Here is a 19,904-nt window from a genome sequence, read left to right as displayed (position 1 = left end):
TTTCGCGCCCACCTGGCGTACGCGTTTCGGAAAGTTCGGACGCATACCAACAACACATGAAGATGACCGTGTTCGGAACGGGATACCTGGGGGCGACCCACGCAGTGTGTATGGCCGAACTTGGTCACGACGTGCTGGGAGTCGACATCGACCAGTCCAAGGTCGACAAGTTGTCTCGTGGGGAGGTCCCGTTCTTCGAGCCGGGTCTGACCGACATGCTCGAGAAGAATCTGGCGTCGGGTCGGCTGCAGTTCACGACTTCCTACGCCGATGCCTCGGATTTTGCCGACATCCATTTTGTCGGTGTGGGGACGCCCCAGAAGAAGGGGGAGTACGCCGCAGATCTCAGTCATGTTCATTCGGTGATCGACATGTTGGCGCCGTTGTTGCGAAAGCCTTCGCTGATAGTCGGGAAGTCGACGGTGCCGGTAGGCACGGCAGCGGCGCTCGGCGAGCGACTGCGAGCGAATTCGCCGGCGGGTGGCTCGGTAGAGGTGGCCTGGAATCCGGAGTTCCTGCGTGAGGGACACGCGATCGCGGATACCTTGAGCCCTGACCGGTTGGTTCTGGGGATCGATCGTGACCGGCCGGGAAACGCCGAAGGCGTTCTTCGCGAGGTGTATGCCGAGATACTGGGCGCTGGGGTGCCGTTCCTCGTGACCGATCTGGCGACGTCCGAGTTGGTCAAGGGATCTGCGAACGCGTTTCTCGCGACCAAGGTGTCCTTCATCAATGCGATTGCGGAGGTGTGCGAGGCGACCGGCGCCGACGTCACGATGTTGGCCGACGCTCTCGGGTACGACGCTCGGATCGGTAGACGGTTCCTCAATGCGGGCTTGGGGTTCGGCGGTGGGTGCCTGCCGAAGGACATTCGGGCGTTCATGGCACGCGCCGGGGAATTGGGTGTCGACCAGGCCCTGTACTTCCTCCGCGAGGTAGACAGCATCAACATGCGACGACGCACAAAAGCTGTGGAACTGGTGACGGCAGCCTGCGATGGCAGTTTGCTGGGAGCTAACGTCTCGGTTCTGGGGGCCGCGTTCAAGCCCGAATCCGACGATGTACGCGATTCGCCTGCGCTCAACGTTGCCGGAATGATGCAGTTGCACGGGGCAGCGGTCACCGTTTTCGATCCGAAGGCCATGGACAATTCTCGCCGACTGTTTCCCACCCTTCACTATGCAACCTCCACGTCAGAAGCTTGCAGAAATGCTGATGTGGTCTTGATCGCCACGGAATGGGACGAGTTCGCCTCACTCGTGCCCGGCGATTTGGAACCGCTCGTTCGGCGGCGGGTGATCGTTGACGCCAGAAATTGCCTCGATCCGGACCTGTGGCGCGGCGCCGGTTGGAACTACCGCGGATTGGGGCGGTAGGTCGACCGTCCAGGTTGCGAAAAAATAGCTGCGAGAAGGCCTTAGGTGAGATGCGCGAACCTCGCAGACCATGCCCAGTGGGTAGACTTCCGGCCGGGGAATGACGGGGTCTGCTGACGGAACCCGTCGCCGGTCGACGAAGGTGGATCATGAACTTGGTTTTGGGTGTGACGGTGGGAGCCAGCGCTGTGCGTTTGGCGCGCCCGGGGACGCCCGACCACAGTGGTCCGGTGTTCCGATCCAGAGCCGTCGATCGCGGTCGTGAGATTCCGGAGGAAGTCGCAGCGGAGGCAACCGGCGTGGCCTTGACCGAGAATGCCGATCTCGGCAGCAATACGGTCGTCGCCTACCGGGATCAAGCGCAGGCCGGAGCACTCCAAACAGCGTTCGAACAGAAAGGCATCGACAACTTCGAGCTGGTTCCCGAAGTAGTCGCGACGCTTCGAATGCTCGAGGAGTCCGGTGCGCTGACCGACCAGAGCACACTCGTCGTCGTCGACATCGGTAGTTCTGGATCGACGATCAGCATTGTGGACAGGCAGATGCGGTCTACCGTCGTCACCGCCCGGTCGACGCGGGTCAGCGGAGATCACTTCGACGAGCTCGTTTACTCGGATCAGACCGTGCGTCGCCGTATAGCTACGCCGGCCGACCCGGGTGGCGATGCCGAACTGCAGGCGCGATGCCGACTCGCGAAGGAACAGCTGTCCTCACGAAGTGCGGTGTGCCTGCCCGGGCCCGGCGGGCTTCTCCTGCTGTCGCGGGAAGTTTTCGATTCGTTGGTCGTCACGTCGGTGGAGGCCTTCGCACGCGAGATACGAGAGGTCATCGCAACGTCCGGCCGTAACCCCGACGCGATTCTCCTGATCGGTGGCGGTGCACGCATTCCGATCGTGCGGGCGACCCTCGCCGCGTGGCTGAAGTGCCCCCTCATCGCGCCCGAGCAGCCGGAACTCGTGACTGCGCAAGGCGCTGCGCTGATCGCGGAGTCGTCGATGACGCCATCGGCGCGCGCGGTATCTGCCCCGGTTCAGGTTCCGGCTGTAGCGCCGATCTTTGCGCCGTATCCGATCCACACCCCGGCGGAGGTACCCGTTCCGGTTCAGGCGTTCAGCCACGGAGGGGTGGCAACGCTCGCGGAATCGGAGCGGCCGAATGCCTTGTCCGAAGCCGCTTCCGGCACGAAGTCCGTTCCGCAGGAACAGGTGCCGAGCCCTTACGCGGCGGAACTGCCTCAGCCGCGACCGAACCGACACGAGCAACGATTCGATCCGGCCGCAAATCTCGCGGTCGCCGACAGCGACCAGGCCACGGACGGATTCGGTACAGAACATGACGCCGACACCGAGGCTGTGATGGTTGACGCCCAGGCGTACTCGGCGATGTACGAAGGCGAGGCACCCGGGGCAGGAACCGCACACCCGTCCTGGCTCGCCGGGACACAACCCGTCGAATCGACATCCAAAGAGCCGAGAAACCCGCTACGGTTCGCGGGCCTCGGCGCCGGTGTGATCGCGGCGATCGTGATCGTGGGGTTGGGATTGGGCTACGGAGGAAAGGTCTTCGATTCCGAGGATGCCGGACCTGTGGCAACCGAGGTGACTACGCCGCCGCCGACGACCACGACTACCCCGCCGCCTACGACCACAACGACCCCGCCCCCGACGACGACGGAGGAAGCCCCTCCGGTCGTCGAGGCTCCGCCAGTCGTGCAGGACACTTACGTGCCGCCCGCGCCCGCTCCCGCGCCGCCACCGCCCGCGATCTACATTCCGGGGCTTCCGCCGATTCTGTTACCGGTTCTCCCACCGATTCCCGGACTCTGAGGCTCGCTTTCAGCGTTTGGAGTGTCGGCCGCCTGACGTGGGGCCGGCCTTGACCGCACTACCGGGTGGGCGAGCCAGAATCACGGCGATAGCAGTAGTGAGCGGAACAGATAGCGCCAGAGCAATCCCGCCGACCGCGGACCGTACGATTTCGATCGCTACAGCGTCACCGACCAGGACGTCCTGAAGAGGGCGACCGCTGACGCTGAAAAGCAGAAGCAGTGGCAACGCCCCGCCGGCGTACGCGAGAACCAAGGTGTAGACCGTGCTGGCGATGTGATCGCGTCCGACCCGCATCGCCCCGCTGAACACCTTTCGGCGGGGTGCGTGCTTGTCGAGTTCGGCCAACTCGAACGCCGAAGATGCCTGGGTGATGGTGACGTCGTTGAGAACACCGAGCGATCCGATGATGAAGCCCGCCAGCAGCAGGCCCGTGATGTCGATGTGCTCGATGTATGTCTGCACATTGGTGTTCTGCTCTTCGGACAGCCCGGTGAGGTGCGTCAGTTCGATACAGAGGTAGGAGAGAACGGCAGCGAGCACCATCGCGGCAAGGGTGCCGAGCAAAGCCGAACTGGTCTTGAGTGAGACACCGTGCGCCAGATAGAGAACCGCGTACAAGATCACCGCGCCGGCGACCAGTGCAACCGGTATCGCAGGCTTACCGTCGAGCAATGCGGGCAGGAGAAACCCGACGACGACGCCGAAGGCGATCACCAGACCGACGAGTGCGCGTAGTCCGCGCCACCGCGCAACGGCGATGATGACGACGGCGAACGCGATGACGATCAGCGCCAGTGGGAGACCACGCGAATAGTCTTCGAAGGAGTACTGCGTGTTTCCGTTCGGGTCGGTCTGACGCACCAGGCGAATGTGGTCACCGACCCGTAGATCCGGTTGTCCGGCACCCGGGATGATCTCGAGGAGTGTCTTCGTTCCGGCATTCGGCCCGGACTCGATATCGACGATACTGCGCTGGCACTGATAGGCGGAGGTGGGTGGCGGTTGCGGTGCACCGACGAATACCCTTCCGGCGGAGGAACTTCCGCAGTCGCCGAGATCCTGCATCGTGACGGTGCCCGCCTCGGTCTCCACCGAACTGCCGTCGGCATTCTGAAAGGGGAGCGGGACGGGAATGGTGTTCTTGTCCGGCCACAGCGCGACAGCTGCCGCGACGACAACCATGCCGATGACGACGAGCAAGCCTATGACGACGCGTGATGCGGTGGGGCCGATCTGAATGGGGCCACCGTGGCCGTGGCCGTGACTCATCGGAAACTGAGTGTCGGACTGGGGATTTGCACCGGTGCAATGTTATCGGCTCCGAAGCGAATGGTCAGCTTCTGCGGATAGTGTCGATCGACGACAGCGTCGGCACAGGTGATTTCCGGGAAAGAGGCGAAACTGGGATTGGTCGAGCTGGGTGGCGGGGAACAGGGGGGGTTGTCCCCGCCACCAACCTGGTATCCACAGGGGGGGGAGGGATACCAGGTGCTCGCGGCACCGAAGTGCTGATAACCAATGTACCCAATTTCAATCGGGTTTGGCGCGTTGTCCAACTACCAATTTCACGACGAATCACGTACCGGTTGGACCGTTTTCGCATCAGGGCAGGTCACTAAATAGTTAAAGTGTCAATCAAACCGCCTGGTATGCGAATGTTGTGACCAAGGTCTCACAAATACCCCGCACTTTTACGTTTACGGGGTATTTGTACAACGAATTGTTTACCTGATTTTGCCCGATTCGACGGGCCGAAATCACTGCTTGTAACTGGTGAGGAAGTTGCCGAATCGCTCGATGGCCACGGCGAGATCCCGGGCCCACGGAAGGGTCACGATCCGAAGGTGATCGTGGTTCGGCCAATTGAATCCGGTGCCTTGAACCATCAGGATCTTCTCCTGGAGAAGCAGGTCCTGAACCAACTTCTCGTCGTCGTGGATCTCGTAGACGTTCGGATCCAGACGAGGGAACGCGTAGAGCGCACCGCGGGGTTTCACACACGAAACACCCGGAATCATGTTCAATCGCTCCCACGCGACGTCGCGCTGCTCGAGCAGGCGACCGCCGGGCAGGATCAGGTCTTCGATGCTCTGGTGTCCGCCGAGGGCGACCTGAATGGCGTGCTGTCCGGGGACGTTGGGGCACAGGCGGGTCGACGCCAAGAGGTCGAGTCCCTCGAGGAAGCCGGCGGCGTGATCCTTCGGGCCCGTGATCGCCACCCAGCCGGAGCGGTAGCCGGCGACGCGGTAGGCCTTCGAGAGGCCGTTGAAGGTCAGGCAGAGCAGATCAGGGGCAAGTGTTGCCAGCGAGATGTGCTTTGCGTCGTCGTAGAGGATCTTGTCGTAGATCTCGTCGGCGAGCAGCAGAAGCTGATGCTTGCGTGCCAGATCGACCAACTGCTGCAGAACCTCCATGGAGTACACCGCACCCGTGGGGTTGTTCGGGTTGATGACGAGGAGAGCCTTGGTCTTGTCGGTGATCTTGGATTCGATATCGGCGATATCGGGATTCCAGTCGTTGGCCTCGTCGCAGAGATAGTGGACGGGCGTGCCTCCGGACAGGCTCGTCATCGCAGTCCACAGCGGGTAGTCCGGCGCTGGGATCAGAACCTCGTCGCCGTTGTTGAGAAGGGCCTGCATGGTCATCGTGATCAGCTCGGAAACACCGTTACCGAGGTAGATGTTGTCGACGTCGAGCTCGGGGAAGCCGGGAACCAGCTCGTAACGCGTCACGATTGCGCGCCGCGCCGACAGAATGCCCTTCGACTCCGAATAGCCCTGCGCATAGGGCAGGGCAGCGATCATGTCCCGCATGATCACGTCGGGAGCATCGAATCCGAACGGTGCCGGGTTGCCGATGTTGAGCTTGAGGATCCGGTGTCCTTCCGCCTCCAACCGGGCGGCATGCGCGTGCACCGGCCCACGGATTTCGTACAGGACGTTCTGGAGCTTCGACGACTGCTCCAGCTCGCGCTGCGGCTGACGATGGCGGACGGGTTCTGGTGTGCTCACGAGTTACATGATTCCACCACTGTGCAAGTGCATTGTCGGGGACCGTGTCGCGCGACCAGTTGGCTATTGTCGAGCGATGACCCCCAGCGAGCAGATTGCAGCCCCGTACGGATCGTGGACTTCTCCGATCGGAGCAGCGGATCTGGCTGCAGGTGGCCACCCTGTCGAGGGTGGACGATACGTCGGTGACGAGATCTGGTGGGCTGAACTTCGTCCGACCGAGGGTGGTCGGACATCGATCCGTCGATCCGGTCTCGACAACCAACCCGTCGACATCCTCCCTGCGCCGTGGAACGCCCGGACCAGGGTTCACGAGTACGGCGGTGGCGCCTGGACCGTCACCGAGTCCGGAAAACTGGTCTTCAGTGAATTCTCCGATCAACGGGTGTACATCCTCGAAGGAGTCACTCCGCGGGCTCTGACGCCTGAACCCGCGTCGCCGGCCGCGTTGCGATACGCAGACCTGCAGATCGTGAACGGTGAGGTGTGGGCGGTTCGGGAAGCGCACGCGGAGGACGGGGCGATCACTCGCGATATCTGCGCGATTCCGCTGGACGGTTCCGGCAAGATTCGCTCGATCGTCGGCGGCTCGGACTTCCTCTCGTCACCGAGGCTTTCGCCGAGTGGAACCAAAATAGCCTGGATCGCGTGGAACCATCCGCAAATGCCCTGGGACGGTACCGAACTGCGGGTAGCTCCACTCGTTGACGGCGTCGCTCAGAAGTACTCCGTGCTGATCGGCGGACTTGAAGAGTCCGTCCTGCAACCGGAGTGGATCACCGACGACGAACTCTACGCAATCAGTGATCGCAGCGGCTGGTGGAACATCTATCGCGTCGGCGGCAAGATCACCCCGATCTGCCCGGTGGATGCGGATTTCGGTGGCCCACAGTGGCGCTTCGGTGCGCGCTGGTTCGTCGAACTCGACAACGGGCACCTTCTCACCGCACGCACGGTGGGAACCGACACGCTGGCGGTACTCGATCCGGCGTCGGGGGAACTGCGCGACATCGCGATCCCGGGTGTCACCAGCATCGGCCTCATGCAGGTTCGCGGCGATCGGTTGCTGCTCACCTCGGGAGGCGCGAAACTGGCGGGCGCGCTACGCGAGTTCGACCTCGGTACCGGCGAACTCACCGAAATCCGTTCGTCGGTCGAAGAATTGCCCGAGTCTGCATACCTTCCGGAAGCGCGAGCTGTCGTGGCTCACGGACACGGGCGAGAAGTTCACGCCGTTGCGTATCCGCCGCGCAGTCCGCGATACAAAGGACTCGACGGCGAACTGCCGCCATACGTTGCGTTTGTTCACGGTGGGCCGACGGCGCACGTCGCCCCGGCCCTCAACCTCGTCTACGCCTTCTTCACCAGCCGCGGAATCGGCGTCGTCGATGTGAATTACGGCGGGTCGACCGGCTACGGACGTGAGTACCGCAACCGGCTGCGCGGACAGTGGGGTGTCGTCGACGTGCAGGACGTCGTCACCGCCGTCACCGGGTTGGCTGAGCAAGGGCTTGCCGATCCGGCCCGCCTTGCCATCGAAGGCGGATCTGCCGGTGGATGGACCGTTCTGGCCGCACTGACGACGTCCGACGTGTTCGCTTGTGGTGCTTCCTATTTCGGCGTGGCCGAACTGGACCTGTTCGTGCAGGAAACTCACGATTTCGAATCGCGCTATGTCGACGGTTTGATCGGCCCGCTGCCGGAATCTGCCGACCTGTACGCGGAACGTGCTCCGCTCAACAACGTCGACGGGTTGAACTGCCCGGTGTTGCTGCTCCAGGGTCTCGACGATCCGATCGTGCCACCTTCGCAGGCGGAGCGATTCCGGGATGCTCTGGTGACCAAGGGTATTCCGCATGCCTACCTGGCCTACGAGGGTGAATCTCACGGATTCCGCAAGCAGTCGACCATCATCAGCTCACGCAACGCCGAGCTGTCCTTCTACGGGCAGGTGCTCGGATTCACCCCACCCGGCATTGCGACGCTCGAGCTGTGGAAGCCTGCGATCAGTAGCTGACGGCCCCGCGGCTGCGCGCAAAGGCCGCGAGGATCCGGCCTACCACCAGTGACGGGGTCGACAGGTCGGCCCACGTCCACCTCGCGACTTCCCACCCCGCGTCACGGAGTCGGTCTTCGCGGAGCTTCTCGTTCCAGAGCACGTCCTCGGCGCTGCGACCGGCGGGCACCAGTCGGCCGTATTTGATGCGGCCGTCGAACTCTCCGATGGTGCGCTGCTCACGCCACAGGAAGTCGACGCGGCCGGCCAACCCTCGGGCGTCGTGGATTTCGACCTGGGGTTCGGGGAGTGGTAAGTGCTCCTGCAGGAACAATGCGAGGCTCCGTGATTCACCGACGCTTTCGATGCGCGAGTCCATCGCGGTGAGCGCGTGGAGCGCATGTCGATGGCGCGGATGGTTCGGGCTGAGTGCAAGCGAGGCCGCAACTGCATCTTTGGTCAACGCTGAACGGTGCAATGCTGAATTGCCCACCACGAGAGCCGGTTCGAAAGGGAGCGTCCTCGCGAGATCCGCAACAGTTCGTGCCGGAGTCGTGACGCGCAGGCCGCCGACGTGGGTGACCTCGTCGTCGGTGAACGATACCGAGTGCACGTGTCGTCGAGCGGATTTACGGCCACCGCCTCGTCGGTCCCGAGAGAGGTGCACAACTTCGAGCGGAGTGTTCCAGAGTTCGAAGCCGTGCACCACCGCTGCCGAGATGTGGCTGACCGCTGCATGTGCCGAAGCGGTACCGGCCACAGCCTCGACGCGCAATCGATGTAGCCCGTAGGCGTCGAGGCGGGACAGGTGGTCGCTGGGTACGTAGGCACCGCGATGGATTCTGGACCAGTTTCCACTCGCGCAGGCCTGCCGGATCTCGGAATCGGTACGACCTTTCGACAGTTGCTCTGGCCGACGGATGATGCGTATTTGTTCCCCCATACCGATCGATCTTGCTGCGCCCGGCACTGGAAAGGAAGCCGTGAACCCTGGGCTGTGGATAGCCGTGAGTGAACACCACTTGTCCACAGTTCGAACCGGTTTCGCGTCGCTGGAGAGGGTGTTGGGTGTGGGGAAACGGTGGCAGGTTCTCGGTGTCGCACTCTAGGCAACCCTTGCGTCCGGAGCGTTTGCGTGCCAGGCTGTTGAACTATGACTACAGGAAAGGCGGACACCGCCACCGTCGCGTGAGCGCCGCACCGTTTCGCTCGTCGACGTCACGTCGAGCGACATCGACCGAGAACATCGATATCTTCGATGAAGACAATCAGGCCTTGGAAGCAGTCCGCGACGTATGGCTCGAACGCGGTCTGTGTACACGTCCGGCCGATCGATCCACGGCAGAATCTGCTGTCGCGCAACTATACCGACGATCCGGGCTCCCAAAACCGGAGTTCGTCTGGGTTCAGTCGCCCTCTGCTGGATCGGATCTGATCGCCGCCGAAGGTCTGTCGAACAAGATGTCCTTCGACGGCACTGGACTCGACTGCGCTTGCGGGCACATCGCGAGCATGTTTTCGGCGTCGCGCCGACGTATGAACGCGCGTATCGAACGTCGGAGCATTGACTGGCAGATAGAACGCTGGAAGATGGAACGTCGCGCGTTCGGGGGCGTTGGTGCCAGCGTGTCCGAGGGGTCGGATCAGCGGGGTTCGACTCAGCGCCGCGTCAATCCAGCGCGGATCATCAGATCCGCAATCTGGGAATCGTTGCACACCACACTGTTCGACGGCGTCGCAGCTGCGATACGAACGATGTCGACCCCGGTGGCGGGTGGAGTGACCTGGTACGGGCAGCAGGACGCCCATCGAATCGCGTACTACGACACATGCCATCGATACGGTCTTGCGACCTTCCGCTCGGAAGACCGTGAACTTCTCGATGTGCAGACCGCACTGGCTGACTCGACCGGGTGGTGGTGGGCGTTCGACGACGTGTGCATCATGGCGGAACGACCCAGGGTCTTGCACTCGGAGCGGATACCGGGCAGTGCGCGGGGAGAACGCCGACTCCACCACTCTGATTCCCCGGCACTCGAATTCGCAGACGGAACAAAGGCGTTCGTTCTGCACGGAGCGATCGTTCCCGACTGGGTAGTGCTCGACCCGACCGCCGAACGCATCGCACACGAGCGCAATGTAGAGATCCGTCGATGTGCAATCGAGCGGATCGGGTGGGATTCCTACATCGAGCTGGCCGGCCTGACACTGGTCGACCAAGCCGACGATCCCGGTAATGTCGGTTGCCTGCTGCAGCTCTACGCGTCACCGGAGGGCTGGGGCCGAAGTGGACGCATTCTCCTCGCGGTCAACGGTTCTTTCGAACGCGACGGGCATCGGCGTCGATACGGCCTTCACGTACCCGGATGGTTTACCTCCGCGTTGGATGCCGCCGGTTGGACTTACGGCATCACCGGCGCCGATTACTCCCGTCTCGTTCGTCGAACCTGAATCTCGACCCCTCAAGCCCCAATCCTCAAACCCTCAATCCTCAAACCCTTGGTGATACTTATGAACTCGAACATGACCTTGTCCGCTCTCACCACCCTCACCGGCCTCGATGTCTTCGACTACCTGGACCAGGAAGTGTCCATTCCTGTGATCGACGGACTTCAGGCGCAGGGCGATCTCATCGTGATCCCGTTTTCGCTGCTCGCAAATATCGTGGCGCCTCTGCCGTGGACACGCTCTGTGAGAGTGCCGCTCTCGGGAGTGGAGTTGCTGCGAAGCGCGGCGGGCGGTAACCCCCACAGTCTGGTTGCAGACGAAGGGGAGTGCACGTGGTCGACGCCGGTGAATGATGCTCGGGGCCTTGCGCTCGGCATGCTCGACACCCGAGTGACCGCGTACCTGATCCATCCGGAGCACGGCGCGACCGGAATCGCTCCGGGGCGATACGTCATCGGACGGCAGCAGGAAAGGGGCGTCGGGCGTGCGCGCGGTGCGGTGATGCTTGTCGCAGATTGACAGGGCGACCTCGATTTGGCAGCGGGGGAGTGAGCACCACTTGTCCACGGCGAGCACCGCTTTCCGCGTAGAGCAAGGTGTGTTGAGTCGAGGGAAAGGGTGCTCGGTCGGGATTGGCTCCCCACACAAACACGAATGCCCTCACCATGACGGTGAGGGCATTCGCGTGTGGAGCGGTTACTTCTTGCGGCCGGGAGCCTTTGCGCCGGCCTTGAATCCGAGCCCACCTGCCTTGGGGGCGGGCGGCGCGGCAGCAGGAGCCGGAGCTTCCGCGGGTGCGGACGCTTCAGCAGGTGCTTCGGCGGCGGGTTCTGCCTTCACGGGTTCGGCGGCGGGTTCTGCCTTCACGGGTTCGGCCTCGGGAGCCGGTGCCGCAGCTGGCGCCGGGGCTGCAGCAGGAGCTGCCTTCCGAGCGCCGGGAGCCTTTGCGCCCGACTTGAATCCGAGTCCGCCGGCCTTGGCGACCGGTGGAGCCTTCGGGGCTTCCGCCTCGGCGGCCGGAGCCTCTGACGGTGCAGATGCCGGTGCAGCGGCGGGTGCAGCCGGAGCAGCGGCAGGTGCTTCAGCAGCAGGTGCAGCCTTCGCACCAGGAGCCTTGGCCCCGCCCTTCATCTGCAGTCCCTTGCCGCCGGGAGCCTTGGCGCCCGACGCCAGGCCCAGACCCTTCGGCTTGGCGACGGGTGCAGCAGCTTCGGGTGCAGCAGCCTCAGCTGCCGGTGCTTCCGCTGCCGGTGCGGCAGCGGCCTTTGCTCCGGGTGCCTTGGCGGCGCCCTTCATCTGCAGTCCCTTGCCGCCGGGAGCCTTGGCTCCGCCCGCAAGACCGAGCCCCTTGGGCTTTGCCACAGGTGTGGCCGGTGCAGCAGCTTCGGCGGCGGGAGCTTCCGCGCTTGCGGCGGGAGCTGCCTTCTTGGCGCCGGGAGCCTTTGCCCCGCCGGCCATTCCGAGGCCCTTGCCTGGTGCCTTGGCTCCGGGAGCTTTTGCGCCTGGTGCTTTGGCGAGGCCCTTCATGGCCAGACCCTTGCCTGCCGGTGCAGCCTTGGCTTCCGGAGTCGCGGCGGCTTCCTCGACTTCGGCGACCCGATCCTGCTCGACGGTCTCAGCCTTTGCCTCAGCAGCGACCGGGGCCTTCTCACGCGGGATCACCTTGATGTTCTCGCCGAGCTGGGCGGGATCGAGGCGGGTGACGGAGTTCAGCATCAGCTGCGCGACGTCGACGACCTCGACGCCTTCGCCCTGGCCTTGCTCCTGGCGGGCAGTGACGCCGTCGGTGAGCATGACGCGGCAGAACGGGCAACCCGTGGCGATCTTCTTGGGGTTGGTGGAGAGCGCTTCGTCGACGCGGTCGACGTTGATGCGCTTGCCGATGTTCTCTTCCATCCACATGCGAGCACCACCGGCACCACAGCACATGGAACGTTCGCCGTGACGCGGCATTTCGACGAGCTTGGAGCCTGAGGCTTCCATGAGTTCACGGGGAGCGTCGTAAACCTTGTTGTGGCGTCCGAGGAAGCACGGGTCGTGGTAGGTGACGTCTTCGCTCACGGACGCAACCGGGATCAGCTTCTTCTGGCGCACCAGACGGTTGAGCAGCTGAGTGTGGTGCACGACCTCGTAGTCGCCGCCCACCTCCGGGTACTCGTTGCCGAGGGCGTTGAAGCAGTGCGCACAGGTGACGACGATCTTGCGCTTCTTCTGCTCGATACCGTCGAAGACCGAGTTGAGCATCTCGATGTTCTGCATTGCGAGCTGCTGGAACAAGAACTCGTTGCCGGCACGACGTGCGGAGTCGCCGGTGCAGGTTTCGTCGGCGCCGAGGACCATGAACTTCACTCCCGCGGTGGCAAGGAGTTCGGCGACGGCCTTGGTGGTCTTCTTGGCACGGTCTTCGTAGGCGCCGGCGCAGCCGACCCAGAAGAGGTACTCGTAGTCCTCGAAGCTGTCGGCGTCCTTGCCGAAGACGGGGATCTCGAAGTCCATCTCGTTGATCCAGTTGAGACGGTCCTTGGAGTTCTGGCCCCAGGGGTTGCCCTTGTTCTCGAGGTTCTTGAACAGGCCGGCGAGCTCGGAGGGGAACTCCGATTCGATCAGGACCTGGTAGCGACGCATGTCGATGATGTGGTCGACGTGTTCGATGTCGACGGGGCACTGTTCGACGCAGGCGCCGCAGTTGGTGCAGCTCCACAAGGTTTCGGCGTCGATGACCGGGGCCATCTCACCTTCGACGGTTTCACCGACGAGCTTGCGGTCGGCCTCGAGGCGTGCTGCCTCGGGGATGGCTGCGAGTGCGGCTTCCTTGACGTTGCCTTCGCTGTCGACGAGTCCGATCTCGTCGCCGCCCATGTCCTTGCGTCCACCAGCGAGCAGGTACGGGGCCTTGGCGTAGCCGTGGTCACGCAGCGACATGATGAGCAGCTTGGGGGAGAGCGGCTTTCCGGTGTTCCAAGCAGGGCACTGGGACTGGCAACGCCCGCACTCGGTGCAGGTGGTGAAGTCGAGCCAGCCCTTCCAGGAGAAGTCTTCGATGTTTCCGGCGCCGAGAGTGTCGGTGTCGGGGTCGACGTTCTCCATCGTCAGGACTTTGCCCTTGGACATCATGGGCTTTGCCGCGCCGAGCGCGACGGTGCCGTCGTCTTCACGCTTGAAGTAGATGTTGAAGAACGCGGAGAAGCGGTGCCAGGCGACGCCCCAGGTGATGTTTCGGCCCACGATCGCGAGCCAGATCATGCCGGTCATCAGCTTGACGAACGCGAACACCGAGATCATGACGGGGCTGGCGGGAAGCAGTTTGGCGACCTGCATGGTGAAGAAGTCGGTCCACGGGTTGGCGTGACCGTAGGTCGCGATCTTGCCGGCCTTGACCATGATCATGCCCAGGCCCTCGAGCAGGACGATGCCCTCGATGACGTAGGCGGCCTTGAAGTTGGAGCCGCCGAACCGGGACAGGCGCGCAGGCAGGCGCGGGTGGTTGAGCTGACGGATCACGATCAGCGTGGTGATACCGATGACGGTGCCGAGGCCCAGGATCTCGTCCCACAGGTGCCACGCCCACGTGTTACCGAAGATGGGCCAGTGGAACTCGGGGTTGAACGTCTGGCCGTAAGCCTCGAACCAGAGCAGGAATCCGCCGAGGAAGCCGACCATGACGAGCCAGTGGGCCCAGCCGACGCTGCGGAACTTGTTCATGCGCGTGTGCGCGATGAACTCGATGATCATCTGTTTGAAGCGAGGGAAGAACGGGCGCCATCGATCGGGTGCCGACTGGCCGATGCGCACGGTGTTGAACATCCTCAGCGCGCCTGAGAGGAAGATGTACCAACACACCAAGCTCAGCAGAGCACCAATCGTGCCCAACGTAATCGTCAGGGCATTCATGTCGCGGCCTTTCGTTTCAGGGCGACGCGTCGGCCACCTCGGGACAGCCCACTGATACTAACCTGCGTTATGTTACCCGCCAGTAACTAGCATTACCAGCCTGTAGATACCGACTGGTAACCGCTCGTGGCCTGGAGAGATCAATCTTCTGCGTCGGACGGGCTTGGTCAAACGCAGACATGTCTGGTCGTCACGTTAGGCGGTGGCCGTCGGGCTCCTTTCTGTCAGGCAGCCCTAAGTCGGTTTCCGGGCAGGTGAGGACAACCGACCGGCTGTTATCGTTACGCCCGTCACGCACAGGGGAAACGGGTGGTGTGAGTCATCGACTTGCGCCCGCTCGCTCCCGGGGAGGATCAAAAATGTTCATTCGTAAAGCTGCGGCCATCGCAGCGATGACCATTGCCGCTACGGGCATCGCTGCAGGTACTTCTTACGCAGCTCCGGAGACGTCACCCGACGTTTCGTACACCGCCGAGGTCGTCGACCAGGCTGTTGTCACCACAATCGATGCCGGGGCATTCCGGGTATCGGGTGACGGCACACACGTCGACTTGCAGAACAGCCAGGGCGCAACTCTCGTGAGCCTTCCTCTCGCGTTCAACCTCGGGGACGTTCAGTTCCCGTTCGACGAGACCATCAGTGAGGACGGCAAGACCCTCACCCTCAAGCCGAACCTGGACCCGGCCAGCTCCAAGCCGAAGCCGGTCGCTGCCGAGTTCACCCCGGTTGCTTCGCCTGACGAGGATCAGAAGGCAATCGAGAAGTTCCAGTCACAGCTCGGGCTTGCCACGCAGATCGGTAGCCTCACCGGCACGATCGTCGGGGCGGTCATCGGTTGCATCGTGGGTCTGGCCGGCCTGGTCGTCGGCTGCTTGCCCGGCATTGTCACAGGGGCCGGTATCGGTGGAGTCGCCGGTACCATCCTCGCCGGCGGCGGAACCGCCGTCGTCGCAGGCTTGGACCTGATCAAGGTTCTGAACGCTCCGGCTGGAACAACTCTCTTCCAGTAGAACGTCACGAACGCCGAAACGGGCGCCACACCTTCAGAAGGTGTGGCGCCCGTTTTGCTGTCTCGGGGAATGCGTGCGATCAGTAGTCGCGAACCTTCAGGCCTGGATTGGCGGCGAGGATGTCGTTGATCGGCGTCGCGTACTGCGTCGGTGCTTCTTGTCCGAACAACGTCTCGGCCTGAGCGATCTCGCACAGGGGAGAGGTGGCGACATTGGACGCACTCGTGATGCCCACTGCCAACGTTCCGGAGACGATGGGGCCACCGCTGTCACCCTGCAGGACGCAGATGTTGGTGGTGAAGCCGTTGTCGAGGGTGTGATCCAAGACCTTGGCGACGCGGTTGACGCCGGTGACGACGCCGCAGCTGAAGCCTGTGGTCGATCCTGCCTTGCAGACCGGGGCGCCCACAATGGGATCGGCGGTACCGGTGATATTGACCGAACGGTTGAACGGGACCCGCACGCTGTTGTTCTCGAAGCGGTACTTCGCGTTGTCGTCGATGTTGATGATCGAGTAGTCACGCCCGTCGAAGCTGCTCTTGGCGAAGTATCCGACGCGGGGCCCGGTCTGGTTGTTCACCATCGGGAAGACCTGGCTCGAGTTCGAGGTGCCGGCAGCGGCACGGTTGGGATCGCAGTGACCGGCGCTGATGTTGACCGTGCGTCCTGAACCGTCGGTGCCGTTGAAGCCGAATGAACAACGTAGTCCGGTGTTACCGGAGGTCGCGCCGAAGGCGTCTCCGCCCAGTGCAGCGTCGCCGGTTGCGGATCCGGTTGCGGGAATGAGGTCCGCGACGATCGGGGGAACCAGTAGCGGCGCAGCGGTGTGGACGACGGTCCGCTTCAGGAACTCAGGCAATTCGATGCCGGCGGCAGGATCGGCGGTGAGGGCGACTCCGTTGCCGACCACGTCGACGGCGATGCCACGCACGAGGTCTGCGACCTCGGCAGGCTGCGAATCGAGCCAGGTGTTGAGTGCCGAGAGTTGACCTTGCAGAGCCTGCTCGCTCTGCGCGACGTCCTTGACCTCGAAGCCTGCCTTCTCGGCGGCCTCGCGGGCAGCATCCTTGTCGCGACCGTCAGCGAGAGCGACGATGCCCTTGCCGAGGTCGTCGAGCCACACGCCGGCAAAAGAGTCGGGAAACTGGACGCGCGCGATGGCGGCGAACTCTGCGAGCTTCTGCGCGAGTTCGGAACGCGAGACGAACTGGTCGGGCGTCAGCGCCAAGTCGTGCTGTAGGGCTTCGGTGAGTTCGACGGGCAGATGGGCTGCCTGATCGGATACCCCGGATTCATTCGGTTCTGCGTTCGCGACCGCGGTAATCGGTCCGAGGAGCAGCAGCGCGGCCGAACCGAACACTGCGGCGCGACGTGCGATGGAGCTTCGCATGTGGGCCTTTCCACTTCGTTGACCGCGTACCACCCCCCTGGGAGCACACGGATACGGCTCACGGACTTGTGGTGAGCCGATCACAGTCGACCATGACTATATGGGTTCGAACGCGCTATTCCCACCCGTTACATGAGCAAACAGCGCTGACCCCGACCGACAACAGCACTGTGCCCGCCGATCAGAACAGATCGGCGGGCACAGTGCTGTGAATCAGGCGTTGGTCAACCCGCAGTGCGAACGCGGATTCCGGAACCGACACCGCCGCCGGATGCACGATCTGCAGCGTCGAGGATGTCTCCGACCGGGATACCCAGATTCGAGGTTCCACCGGAGGTCGCGAGTACCAGGTTCGCTTCGTTGCAACTGGGTGCGCCGCTGCTGTTGGAACCGCTGGTGATGCCCAGCGCCAGGGTTCCGGAGACGATGGCGCCGCCACTGTCCCCGGCGAGGGTGCACGCGGTACCAGCGAACCCGCGGACGGTTCGTGAATCGCCGTCAGCCATGACCAGTTGTGTTTCGACGCGATCGGCTGCCACGACGCCACAGGTGAAGGACGACGTCTGACCCGACTTGCAGATGGGAGCGCCGATCACGGGACGTGCTGTTCCGGTGATCGCGAGGGTGGTCCCGTTGGCACCGCGGACGGCAGCGCGGTCGAGGCCCGCGTCGATGCCCGACTGGTCGAACTTGATGACCGAGTAATCGAGATCACCGGCGTTGTTGCCGACGGAAGACTGTGAGAAGGCGCCGATCAACTGACTGTCGTCGACGTTCGCGTGATTCGGCAGGTAGACCGGCGACTTCGAGCCCTCGGCCGGATTGCAGTGTCCGGCACTGATATTGAGTGCATTGTTCTGATCGTCGACGGCGTTGAACCCGAACGAGCAGACCGAGATGTTCTCGGTCGGCGTCTCGCGAATGGGACCTGTCGACGTGATGTAGGTGTCGCCGCCGAGCGCTCCGGGATCAACCGATCCGCCGCCGTCCGGGCTGAGAACGATCTTGGTGTTCTCGAGCAGGGTCGGAAGATTGAGTGCCTGCCCGACGGGGCTGTTCGCAACGTCGATGACGACCTGATTGTTCAAGACGTCGATAGTCGCCGAATTGACTGCGCGTGATATTTCCTTGGGCAGCCCGGCGATCCATCCGTTGACGTCGGCCAGCGTCTTCTCGAGGGTGTCGGCGGAGACGGGGGCGACGTGGGTGCGGTATCCGTCGTCGGCCGCGATTCGAGCAGCTTCGGTGGTGGTGACGGCTACGACGGGTTGACCGTCGAGTCCCATCCACGATCCGGCGTAGTCGCCGGGGCGCTCGGACTTGAATTCCTGGGCGTACGCGCCGAGTTCCTGAGCTTTGGCAGCGCGGTCGAGATACTCCTGTGGGGAGATCTTCAGATCGCGTGTGATCGCCTCGACCAGCTCAGCCGGAAGCTGGTCGGCTTCGAGCTGTTCGACATGCGTGTCGGAGGCGGGCTCTGCCGATGCCGTCGTGGTGAATGGAGCTGCGAGCAGTAGTGCCGAGGCGCCGACCACAGCGGTGCGGATCGCCAACGAGTTACGCATGAAATCCCTTCAAGTCCCCGGCACCGAGCCGGTAGGTACCGCACCCACCATAGGGGAAAAGTTTCGACGAGGAATATGCGCCTCCTCTCTGGCTGTTCAACCTTTCTGTCTAACTTGGCATTCCGGGTCTCGGGGCCAATGGCATGACGGGCATGTCGGGATTCGGCACCACCGGATCGGTTGTGTCGGTCGGGTTGGAGGGCTGCGTCGGCGTTGTCTGTGTATCAGTGGGGTCGGTCACGGCGGGAGTGTCCGGGGTAGCCGGATCGACCGGATTCAGCGGTCCGACGACCGGCGGCAGGTTCTCGATCCGAAGGGGGTCGAGCTGGATGGTGATCGGCGATCCCTGTTGCGCGGGGACGTTCGCCGTAGTGGATTTCTCGGTACCGGTGCCCGGACTCGCCGGGATGGGCTGGGATTCGGATGAGGTCGATTCCGCTTCGGATGACCACGACTGCGCCGTCGGCTGCGCGCCGAGAGCGGGTACTTCCGACGGGAGCGAGGTCGCTGAGTGCGAAACCGTGCCGGGCTGACTCGCCGCAGTGGCGGGCGTGGTGCCGGTGGGCAGGGGAGATTGTGCGTCGAGAATCCCGGGCGCTGAAATGGTCGGAGTGTGTCCGATGATGACCGCGGCCGCGCACCCCGACACCGTCAGAAAGACTGCGGCGGCGGCTGCGGCGATGATCGGTCGGCGCTCCGATCGCCACTGACGATTCAGCCAACCGTCGACGCTCGGTGCTTTCGTGCCCGGTACTTCCACGCCGGATTCCGGCTCCGGTTCGGTCAGGACGAACGGCGGAAACTCCTCGAGGGTGTCCTCTGGCTCGGCAAGATCGGTTGGCTCGGGTTCGGAACAGGTAGAGGTGATCGAGTAAGGCGCGGCCAACGCTGCGGCTCCGCGGGCTGCACTGTCGTCGGCATCCGGATCCGCGAGCCAGGCCGCGGAGGCTTTCTCTTCCGGAATCAGTTCGACGCCGTCGAGATCCATGCTGTCGAGTGCGCCGCGCAGTGCGTCGACGGAATCGCTCGACCAACCTGCCGGGATCACCGCAGAGATGTTCAGGTTCTGATCAGTGAGTGTTCGGACCTCCTTGACCAGGCAATACATTGCTGTCGCTACGAGTTCCTCTCCTCGCGTCATGTGCTCGGAGAAGTTGTCGGTATCGTCAGTTCCGACCCTGTCGAGGAACCCGCGCAAGCCGGTTGACCCCAACGCGGTTTCACCTAGCTGCACGGTGCCGTCAGGAGCGTGGTGCAGCACCGATTCGCGTTCGAGGATCACTGGTTCCGAGTCGGGTTTCGCGATCGCAGCAATGCTTCGTTTATTGCCGACGGCGAGTTCGACTCCCCACTTCATAGCAATCCCCGTTTCACAGTTACCGAACTTT

Annotated in this window: 13 protein-coding genes; 6 read left to right on the top strand and 7 right to left on the bottom strand. The window is 63.3% G+C overall.

What is annotated here, in order from left to right; translation table 11 throughout:
- Positions 1 to 56: 56 nt before the first annotated feature.
- Together QM596_RS24550 and QM596_RS24545 are read left to right on the top strand one after the other, a co-directional pair.
- A complete protein-coding gene (locus QM596_RS24550) occupies positions 57 to 1,376 on the top strand; it encodes a UDP-glucose dehydrogenase family protein (protein ID WP_060939105.1) in 1,320 nt (439 codons plus the stop codon).
- Positions 1,377 to 1,525: 149 nt separating this feature from the next.
- Positions 1,526 to 3,202, top strand: a complete 1,677-nt coding sequence (locus QM596_RS24545; protein ID WP_283310155.1) for a DUF7159 family protein — start codon at positions 1,526 to 1,528, stop codon at positions 3,200 to 3,202.
- 9 nt (positions 3,203 to 3,211) lie between these two features.
- Here QM596_RS24545 and QM596_RS24540 read toward each other — a convergent pair whose 3' ends face one another.
- Both QM596_RS24540 and QM596_RS24535 read right to left on the bottom strand, forming a co-directional pair.
- Positions 3,212 to 4,474 (bottom strand): YibE/F family protein, encoded by a 1,263-nt coding sequence (locus QM596_RS24540; RefSeq protein WP_030535944.1) that lies wholly within the window; start codon positions 4,472 to 4,474, stop codon positions 3,212 to 3,214.
- A 488-nt stretch (positions 4,475 to 4,962) separates the two neighbouring features.
- Positions 4,963 to 6,216, bottom strand: coding sequence for a pyridoxal phosphate-dependent aminotransferase (locus QM596_RS24535; RefSeq protein WP_019747413.1), 1,254 nt, complete (start codon positions 6,214 to 6,216; stop codon positions 4,963 to 4,965).
- Between the two features lie 76 nt (positions 6,217 to 6,292).
- Between QM596_RS24535 and QM596_RS24530 the strand changes: the two genes are divergently transcribed.
- Positions 6,293 to 8,233 carry a S9 family peptidase gene (locus QM596_RS24530; protein WP_046378116.1) on the top strand — a complete coding sequence of 647 codons (1,941 nt, stop codon included), beginning with the start codon at positions 6,293 to 6,295 and terminating at the stop codon, positions 8,231 to 8,233.
- Here QM596_RS24530 and QM596_RS24525 read toward each other — a convergent pair.
- The gene (locus QM596_RS24525) at positions 8,223 to 9,155 is read right to left on the bottom strand and encodes a hypothetical protein (protein ID WP_283310152.1); all 933 of its coding nucleotides are present in this window, start codon (positions 9,153 to 9,155) and stop codon (positions 8,223 to 8,225) included. The two genes, QM596_RS24530 and QM596_RS24525, sit on opposite strands and share 11 nt — an antisense overlap.
- 245 nt (positions 9,156 to 9,400) lie before the next feature.
- On the opposite strand from QM596_RS24525, the gene QM596_RS24520 reads away from it, so the two are divergent.
- Positions 9,401 to 10,663 carry a DUF6745 domain-containing protein gene (locus QM596_RS24520; RefSeq protein ID WP_283310150.1) on the top strand — a complete coding sequence of 421 codons (1,263 nt, stop codon included), beginning with the start codon at positions 9,401 to 9,403 and terminating at the stop codon, positions 10,661 to 10,663.
- Between the two features lie 60 nt (positions 10,664 to 10,723).
- Positions 10,724 to 11,179, top strand: a complete 456-nt coding sequence (locus QM596_RS24515; protein WP_283310148.1) for a DUF8820 family protein — start codon at positions 10,724 to 10,726, stop codon at positions 11,177 to 11,179.
- A 177-nt stretch (positions 11,180 to 11,356) separates the two neighbouring features.
- Here the strand turns inward: QM596_RS24515 and QM596_RS24510 are convergent, their stop codons facing one another.
- Complete coding sequence (locus QM596_RS24510) at positions 11,357 to 14,551, bottom strand: (Fe-S)-binding protein (protein ID WP_283310147.1); 3,195 nt, start codon at positions 14,549 to 14,551, stop codon at positions 11,357 to 11,359.
- A gap of 359 nt (positions 14,552 to 14,910) precedes the next feature.
- Here QM596_RS24510 and QM596_RS24505 point away from each other — a divergent pair, with 359 nt between their 5' ends.
- Positions 14,911 to 15,561, top strand: coding sequence for a DUF8020 domain-containing protein (locus QM596_RS24505; RefSeq protein ID WP_264614024.1), 651 nt, complete (start codon positions 14,911 to 14,913; stop codon positions 15,559 to 15,561).
- Positions 15,562 to 15,640: 79 nt separating this feature from the next.
- Here QM596_RS24505 and QM596_RS24500 read toward each other — a convergent pair whose 3' ends face one another.
- From QM596_RS24500 to QM596_RS24490, 3 genes are all read right to left on the bottom strand, one after another.
- Entirely contained in the window at positions 15,641 to 16,951 is a 1,311-nt protein-coding gene (locus QM596_RS24500) for a S1 family peptidase (protein WP_020968769.1), read from the bottom strand.
- A gap of 224 nt (positions 16,952 to 17,175) precedes the next feature.
- Positions 17,176 to 18,516, bottom strand: coding sequence for a S1 family peptidase (locus QM596_RS24495; protein WP_019749373.1), 1,341 nt, complete (start codon positions 18,514 to 18,516; stop codon positions 17,176 to 17,178).
- Positions 18,517 to 18,625: 109 nt separating this feature from the next.
- A complete protein-coding gene (locus QM596_RS24490; protein ID WP_283310141.1) occupies positions 18,626 to 19,873 on the bottom strand; it encodes a hypothetical protein in 1,248 nt (415 codons plus the stop codon).
- Positions 19,874 to 19,904: the final 31 nt, after the last annotated feature.

The organism is Rhodococcus sp. IEGM 1406 (assembly GCF_030056745.1).
GTDB classification, from domain to species: domain Bacteria; phylum Actinomycetota; class Actinomycetes; order Mycobacteriales; family Mycobacteriaceae; genus Rhodococcus_F; species Rhodococcus_F erythropolis.
This window is presented reverse-complemented; position numbering and strand designations above follow the sequence as displayed.

Coding starts and splice junctions, on each gene's coding strand:
- QM596_RS24540 (WP_030535944.1), bottom strand. CDS start 4,474: ATGAGTCACGGCCACGGCCACGGTGGCCCCATTCAGATCGGCCCCACC.
- QM596_RS24510 (WP_283310147.1), bottom strand. CDS start 14,551: ATGAATGCCCTGACGATTACGTTGGGCACGATTGGTGCTCTGCTGAGC.
- QM596_RS24490 (WP_283310141.1), bottom strand. CDS start 19,873: ATGAAGTGGGGAGTCGAACTCGCCGTCGGCAATAAACGAAGCATTGCT.
- QM596_RS24515 (WP_283310148.1), top strand. CDS start 10,724: ATGAACTCGAACATGACCTTGTCCGCTCTCACCACCCTCACCGGCCTC.
- QM596_RS24530 (WP_046378116.1), top strand. CDS start 6,293: ATGACCCCCAGCGAGCAGATTGCAGCCCCGTACGGATCGTGGACTTCT.
- QM596_RS24545 (WP_283310155.1), top strand. CDS start 1,526: ATGAACTTGGTTTTGGGTGTGACGGTGGGAGCCAGCGCTGTGCGTTTG.
- QM596_RS24495 (WP_019749373.1), bottom strand. CDS start 18,516: ATGCGTAACTCGTTGGCGATCCGCACCGCTGTGGTCGGCGCCTCGGCA.
- QM596_RS24500 (WP_020968769.1), bottom strand. CDS start 16,951: ATGCGAAGCTCCATCGCACGTCGCGCCGCAGTGTTCGGTTCGGCCGCG.
- QM596_RS24505 (WP_264614024.1), top strand. CDS start 14,911: ATGTTCATTCGTAAAGCTGCGGCCATCGCAGCGATGACCATTGCCGCT.
- QM596_RS24550 (WP_060939105.1), top strand. CDS start 57: ATGAAGATGACCGTGTTCGGAACGGGATACCTGGGGGCGACCCACGCA.
- QM596_RS24525 (WP_283310152.1), bottom strand. CDS start 9,155: ATGGGGGAACAAATACGCATCATCCGTCGGCCAGAGCAACTGTCGAAA.